The sequence below is a fragment of the Frankia sp. CcWB2 genome, assembly GCF_977927585.1.
This window is the reverse complement of record NZ_CDWRCM010000098.1, coordinates 1-6726: the sequence shown is the minus strand read 5'-3', so window position 1 is coordinate 6726 and position 6726 is coordinate 1. Positions and strand designations below refer to the sequence as shown.

The 6726-nt window shown below is 71.4% G+C and carries 7 protein-coding genes; all 7 read right to left on the bottom strand.

The annotated features are described in order from the left end of the window. The coding region (locus tag ACY45C_RS12015; RefSeq protein WP_462187703.1) for a glycine--tRNA ligase subunit alpha at positions 1-1747 on the bottom strand (1747 nt) is incomplete at its 3' end. 286 nt (positions 1748-2033) lie between these two features. Further along, a complete protein-coding gene (locus ACY45C_RS12010; protein WP_462187702.1) occupies positions 2034-2477 on the bottom strand; it encodes an antibiotic biosynthesis monooxygenase in 444 nt (147 codons plus the stop codon). Positions 2478-2518: 41 nt separating this feature from the next. Continuing rightward, complete coding sequence (locus tag ACY45C_RS12005; protein WP_462187700.1) at positions 2519-3316, bottom strand: isoprenyl transferase; 798 nt, start codon at positions 3314-3316, stop codon at positions 2519-2521. A gap of 287 nt (positions 3317-3603) precedes the next feature. Continuing rightward, the gene (recO, locus tag ACY45C_RS12000) at positions 3604-4335 is read right to left on the bottom strand and encodes a DNA repair protein RecO (protein ID WP_462187699.1); all 732 of its coding nucleotides are present in this window, start codon (positions 4333-4335) and stop codon (positions 3604-3606) included. Positions 4336-4529: 194 nt separating this feature from the next. Then, a complete protein-coding gene (gene era, locus ACY45C_RS11995; protein ID WP_462187698.1) occupies positions 4530-5453 on the bottom strand; it encodes a GTPase Era in 924 nt (307 codons plus the stop codon). 1 nt (position 5454) lies between these two features. Next, the gene (locus ACY45C_RS11990; protein ID WP_462187697.1) at positions 5455-5880 is read right to left on the bottom strand and encodes a cytidine deaminase; all 426 of its coding nucleotides are present in this window, start codon (positions 5878-5880) and stop codon (positions 5455-5457) included. Continuing rightward, the coding region (locus ACY45C_RS11985) for a hemolysin family protein (RefSeq protein ID WP_462187696.1) at positions 5877-6726 on the bottom strand (850 nt) is incomplete at its 5' end. The genes ACY45C_RS11985 and ACY45C_RS11990, both read right to left, overlap by 4 nt.

The following is a 6726-nucleotide window of genomic DNA, read 5'->3' as shown; positions in this document are numbered from 1 at the left end:
GGATCTCCGCCGGCAGGTCCAGAAAGCGTTCCTCGAAGGACCCGAGGATCGGGCGCGGGAACTCGACGAGGTTCGCCACCTCGGTGAGCACGTCCGCCTCGGCGACGAGGTCGATGTGACCGCCGGAGTCCGCGGTGAGCTTGGCCGCCTCCTCGACGACGAGCTCGCGGCGAACTACCGGGTCGAGCAGGACCGAGCGGGCGGCGAGCAGTTCGGGGTAGCCGGACGCGCTCGGCACGTCGAGCGGCGGGGAGCCGGCCCGCCGGTGGCCGCGGGTGGTCCGACCGGCCGCGAGCGTCGACACCGCCACCGGCACCACGGCCTCGCCGAGCAGGGCGAGCAGCCAGCGCACCGGCCGGCTGAACGACAGGGCCGGATCGTTCCAACGCATATTGCGCTCCGCGCGCAGCCCCGCCACCAGCTCACCGAGCACCCCAGCCAGCACCCGGGCGGCGTCCCGGCCAGCCTCGGTGCGCACGAGCGCGACATGCTCGACACCGCGGTGGGTGACGACCTGGAGGCCGGCGGGATCCGCGCCCTGACCACGCGCGAACCCGACGGCGGCCTTCGTCGGCGCGCCGGCGGCGTCGTAGGCGGCCGAAACGCGCGGGCCGCGGACGACCCGCTCGACGTCCGGCTCCCGGGGCGCCACCTCGTCAACAATCGCCACGATGCGCCGGGGAGTGCCCAGCACCCGGACCGCACCGTGCGTGAGGCGGGTGGCCGCTAGCCGCTCGACGAGGCCGGCGCGCACCGCCTCGATGGTCCGGGTTACCTCGGCCGCCGGGAGCTCCTCCGTCCCGATCTCGAACAGCAGGGTGGCCGGCGCCTCGATCTGGGTGGTCACCGCGGCGGGCACCGCGGCCGGTGGCGGGGAGGCCACCCCGAGGGGATGGCCAAGCTCCTCGCGGCGGTCCCGCCACAGCGCCGCGACCTCCCGCGACAGTCCGCGCATCTGCGCGAAGGAGGTGGCCCGCTCGGTGGTGGAGACCGCGCCCCGGGAATCGAGGATGTTGAAGGCGTGCGAGCACTTCAGCACGTAGGAGTGCGCGGGGACGGGCAGCCGGGCGTCGATGAGCCGGCGGGCCTCGGCGGCATAGTCGGCGTAGAGCCGGCGCACGGTGTCGATGTCGGCGTCGTCGAGGTAGTACCGGGACATCTCGTACTCGGCCTGGCCGAACACCTCGCCGTAGGAGATGCCGGGGGCGTAAGCAATCTCGCTGAAGTGGCGGACGCCCTGCAGGGCCATGAGGATGCGTTCCACGCCATAGGTGATCTCGACACTGACGGTGTCGAGCGTCTGGCCACCGGCCTGCTGGAAGTAGGTGAACTGGGTGATCTCCAGGCCGTCGAGCCAGATCTCCCAGCCCAGGCCCCAGGCACCGAGCGCGGGCGAGGCCCAGTTGTCCTCGACGAACCGGACGTCGTGGGCGGCGGTGTCGATGCCGAGCGCCGCGAGACTGCCCAGGTAGAGCTCCTGGGAGTTGCCCGGGTCCGGTTTGAGGATGACCTGGAACTGGGTGTGGGTCTGCAGCCGGTTCGGATTGTGGCCGTAGCGGGAGTCGTCGGGACGGACCGAGGGTTCGGCGTACGCGACCCGCCACGGCTCCGGTCCGAGCACCCGCAGCACTGTGGCTGGGTTGAGCGTACCAGCGCCGACCTCGGTGTTGAACGGCTGCACGATCATGCAGCCGCGGTCGGTCCAGTAACGGGTCAGCGCCAGCAGCGCGTCCTGCATGGTCAACATCGAGCGAGCCTCGGCATTTCGCTGTCGCGGTCACGAGTGGGGCGGACACCCCGGTTCCGGGGACGGGACACCGGCCCGCCGGCGACCGGTGTCCGGAGAGAGCGGTCAGGCGGTCAGGGAGGGGACTGTCCAAGGGACATCGACACTCCGAATCCATGATTCACAGATCCATGATCCATGATCCATGATCCATAGATCTGCACATCATAGATCCACAACCCATAGATCGTAGATTCCATGATGCTGAGTCGAGGCTACCGGTACCCACCGGCAATCCCGCGGCTGGTCACGGCCGGCCGGTGCCCGGCGCACCGGCGGAGCGCGGCAGCTCGCCGGGGGCCGCGGTGCCGGCGTCCGGCGCACGGTCGGACCGATGGGTCCGCGCCGAACCACCCGGCCCGTCCACCGACACCAGCACCTCGAAGGTGCCGGGCCCGTCGACCGCGAAGACGAGCAGCGGCGTCAGCGCGTACCGCACCTCGAAGGCGGACAACGCGCGACGCCACGCACCCGGCCCGTCCCACTCGGTGGTCATCAGCCACGAGCCGGGTTCGTCGGGCGCCTGGGCGATCCGCCCACCACGGAATCCCGGGGCCCGGGCGAGCGCGTCGAGCGCCGGGCGTGCCGCCGCGGCGAACCCCGCCCCGCCCGGGCTGGCGTCCCCGGGCACGGCGAAGGCGATCTGGGCAACGACCGGAGCACCGGCCGTCGGCGCCGCCCAGTCGGGCACGGTGGAAGCGTCTGGTCCAGTCGGAACGTCGGGCCCGGGCATCAGACGTGGTGGGCGACGGTTCCGCCGTAGCGCCGGTCCCGTCGGGCGAAGTCCTCACAGGCGGACCACAGATCGCGCCGGTCGAAGTCCGGCCAGAGCGTCTCGACGAACGAGAACTCGGCATAGGCGGCCTGCCAGAGCAGGAAGTTGCTGAGCCGCTGTTCCCCGGAAGTCCGAATGACGAGGTCCAGATCGGGCATATCGGGCTCGTCCAGGTAGCGGCCGATGGTCGCCTCATCGATCCGATCGACGCGCAGCCGGCCCTCCCGCACGTCCCGGGCGATCGCCGCCGCGGCATCGGCGATCTCGGCCCGGCCGCCGTAGTTCACGCACATCACCAGGGTGAGCCGGTCGTTGTCACGGGTACGTTCCTCGGACGACTCCAGTCGCCTGATCACGTTCCCCCACAGCCGGGGACGACGACCCGCCCAGCGAACCCGCACACCGAGCGCGTGCATGTCCTCGATGCGCCGGCCGAACACCCCGTCGGTGAAGCGCATCAGGAACGCCACCTCGTCCGGTGACCGTTTCCAGTTCTCCGTGGAGAAGGCGAACACCGACAACCATCGGACCCCGAGCTCGATCGCGCCCTCGACGCAGTCGAACAGGGCGTCCTCGCCGGCCTCGTGCCCCTTTGTCCGCGCCAGCCCGCGCCTCTTCGCCCACCGTCCGTTGCCGTCCATGACGATGCCCACATGCCGCGGGACGAGACGCGACGGCAGAACCGGAGGCCGCGCGCCGGAGGGATGGGGATGCGGATCGCGGAACCGCATCCCCACATCATTACGCAGTGCCACCGCCTACCTCCCCGTACCCGTCCGGGGCGGCTTCAAGCCGCAATCCGTCCTGCCGATCCCTGCCATCACCACATCGTCCCCCCGTCGGCGCCGGGTCGCGCCGGACGCACCCACCACCGCTTTCCGCCTCACCATGTCCGTCCTCGTCCTTCCGCCACGGCCCGCTCGCCGCCGTCCCGCTCCCATGGTCCCGTTCCCCGGCGGTCGCACCCAGGCCGCCTAGCCCGCCTCCCCGGGACGACCGTCCCAGCGCACGCGCGAGACCTCCACCACGGCGCCCGGCCGCGTCACGCCCTCTCCAGATGAGGCAGCGCGCGAAGCCCGCGTTCGAGATGCCACTGGAGATAGGCGGCGACGATGCCACCGGCCTCCCGCCGGGCGCGGGCGTCACTGACCAGTGCACCGTCCCAGTCACCGCACAACAGATCCGCGAGCAGCCGCACCGCACCCGCGGACACCGACGCCGCACCGTGCGGGCGACATTGCGGGCACACTACGCCGCCGCCCGACACGGACAACGACAGGTGCAGCCCAGGCCCACCGCAGCGCGCGCAGTCGTCTAGGGCCATCCCATACCCGGACACCGCGAGCGCCCGCAGCAGGAACGCGTCGAGGACGAGCGCGGGTGGGCGCTCCCCGCCGGCGAGCGTACGCAGACCACCGACGAGCAGGAGGAACAGCCGCAGGGCGGGCTGGCGTTCCTCGCTGGTCAACCGCTCGGCGGTCTCGAGCATCACCGCGGCCGCGGTGTACCTCGGGTAGTCGACGGCGATCGTGGCGCCGTAGGGAGAGATGATGTCCGCCTGGGTGACCGTGTCCAGCGCCCGGCCGGAATGCAGCAGCAGATCGACGTACGTGCCCGGCTCCAGCCGCGACCCGAACCGCGAGGACGTCTTGCGGACACCCTTGGCGACGGCCCGCACCCGACCGGTCCGACGGGTGAGCACGGTAATGATGCGGTCGGCCTCGGCGAGGGGGGCCGTGCGCAGGACGACACCTTCGTCGCGATACACCGGCACCCGCCCATGGTTGCACGGCCCCGAGTTCATGCGGTGAAGCGAGGTCGCCCGGCAGATGGCCGGTACCAGCCGGGATGTTCTCCTGAGGAGCCCGCCGGGCATCCCGTTCCCATAGCCGGGGGTAGGTACGGCAGTACATGGCGGCATGGACGCGGCATGGACGGTGCCCCGGTGGGGCCCGGCGGCGAGCCGGCTCAGAACCCCAGGCGACGCAGCTGACGCGGATCGCGCTGCCAGTCCTTGGCGACCTTGACATGTAGATCGAGGAAGACCGGGGTGCCGAGGAGCGCCTCGATCTGGGTACGGGCGCGGGAACCGACCTCCTTGAGGCGGGATCCACTGGTCCCGATGACAATCGCCTTCTGGCTGGGCCGCTCGACGAAGACGTTCACCCGGACGTCGAGGAGAGGACGCTGCGCCGGCCTGCCCTCCCGGGGGACCATCTCCTCCACCACGACGGCGAGCGAGTGCGGCAACTCGTCGCGGACCCCCTCCAACGCGGCCTCACGGACGAGTTCGGCGACCATCACCTGTTCCGGTTCGTCGGTCAGCTCCCCACCGGGATACAGCGCAGGCCCGGCGGGCAGCCGGGCGACGAGCACGTCGGCGAGCACGTCGACCTGGTAGGAGCGCACCGCGCTGACTGGAACGATGTCACTGAACTCGCCGAGCCCGGCGATCTCGAGCAGGCGGGCGCCGATCCGATCGGGATCGGCGACCCGGTCTGTCTTGGTGAGGATGGCGACCACCGGGGTGCGCTTGGGCAGCCGGGACAGCTCCTCGGCGATGAAGCGGTCCCCCCGGCCGACCGGCTCGTCCGCGGGCATGCAGAAACCGACGACGTCAACCCCGGACAGCGTGGCCCGCACCACGTCATTGAGCCGCTGCCCGAGCAGCGTGCGCGGCCGGTGCAACCCCGGGGTGTCGACCAGGACGAGCTGGGCGTCGTCGCGGTGGACGATGCCGCGGATGGCGTGCCGAGTGGTCTGTGGTCGCCCGCTGGTGATGGCGACCTTCGTCCCTACCAGCGCGTTCGTCAGCGTCGACTTGCCGGCGTTGGGCCGTCCGACGAGGCAGGCGAAGCCGGCCCGGAACGGCACCGAGGTCGTTGTCGACACGCTAGGTGGTCACCCTGGTCCGGGCGACGCCGTCCGGGCCGGCGAGGAACACCGGGATCCCGGCGCCGAACTCGGCCAACGTCGCCAGGTCGGCGCGGTCGAGCTCGTCCTTCTGCGTGACCACCGCGGCAGCTTCGAACCGGCGGGCGCCACTGGACACCGCGGCGGCCACCGCCGCGCGCAGCGCCGAGATCGCTAGCTCGGCCCGGCCCAGGCCGAGAGTCGCCGCCGCGTAGGTGCGACCGTCGGTGTCACGCAGCGCCGCCCCCTCCGCAGGGTCGCCCGAGGGGGCGTAGGCACGCAGCCGCGCCGCCCTGGCCAGCACCACGAGCTTCGCGTCCTCGGCGGCGAGGTCGAGAGCCGGGGCGCCGTCGGCCGAGTTGCCATCGGCAGGCACGGTCCCCGACCGGGTCACGTCGGCGGTCACGAATTCACCTTTCGGTCCGACGACGAGCTGCGCACGGGTTCGCCGCCGTCGTCGGATCGGGGAGGCGGCGAGCCGTCGTCGCCGTTCGACGGATGCGGCAACCGCTGGACGACCACGGTGCCGATCTGGTTACGCCGGCCGGCGGCCCGTTCCGCCGACAGCCGCAACCCGCCGACCGTGACCGTCGCACCCGGGATGGGCACCCGTCCCAGGGCCGTGGCCAGCAGGCCACCGACGGTGAGGGTGTCGTCCGCGCCGGGCAGGTCGTCCACATCGAAGTGGAACAGCTTCGCCAGATCGTCGATGTCGAGCCGGGCGGTTACCCGCGCGGTGTCAGCGTCGATCCACTCCACCGGCGGAACCTCGTTGTCGTACTCGTCGGTGATCTCACCGACGATCTCCTCGAGGATGTCCTCGATGGTGACGAGTCCGGCCGTTCCACCGTACTCGTCGATGACGATCGCCATGTGGGTGCGCGACGCCTGCATCTCGCGGAGCAGGTCGTCCGCGGGCTTACTCTCGGGCACAAGCGCGGGCGAACGCATGATCTCAGCGATCGCACCGTCCTCGCCCCCCTCGCGTTCCCGGCGGACCATGTCCTTGAGGAAGGCGATCCCCACCACGTCGTCGACGCTCTCCCCGATGACGGGGATCCGCGAGAAGCCGCTGCGCAGGGCCAGCGCGAGGGCCTGCCGGACGGTCTTCGTCGACTCGATGAAGAGCATGTCCGGACGCGGCACCATCACCTCGCGCACCAGGGTGTCCCCGAGCTCGAACACCGACGCGATCATGTCGCGTTCCTCGCGCTCGATGACCTCGTTCTCCTCGGCGAGGTCGACGAGATCG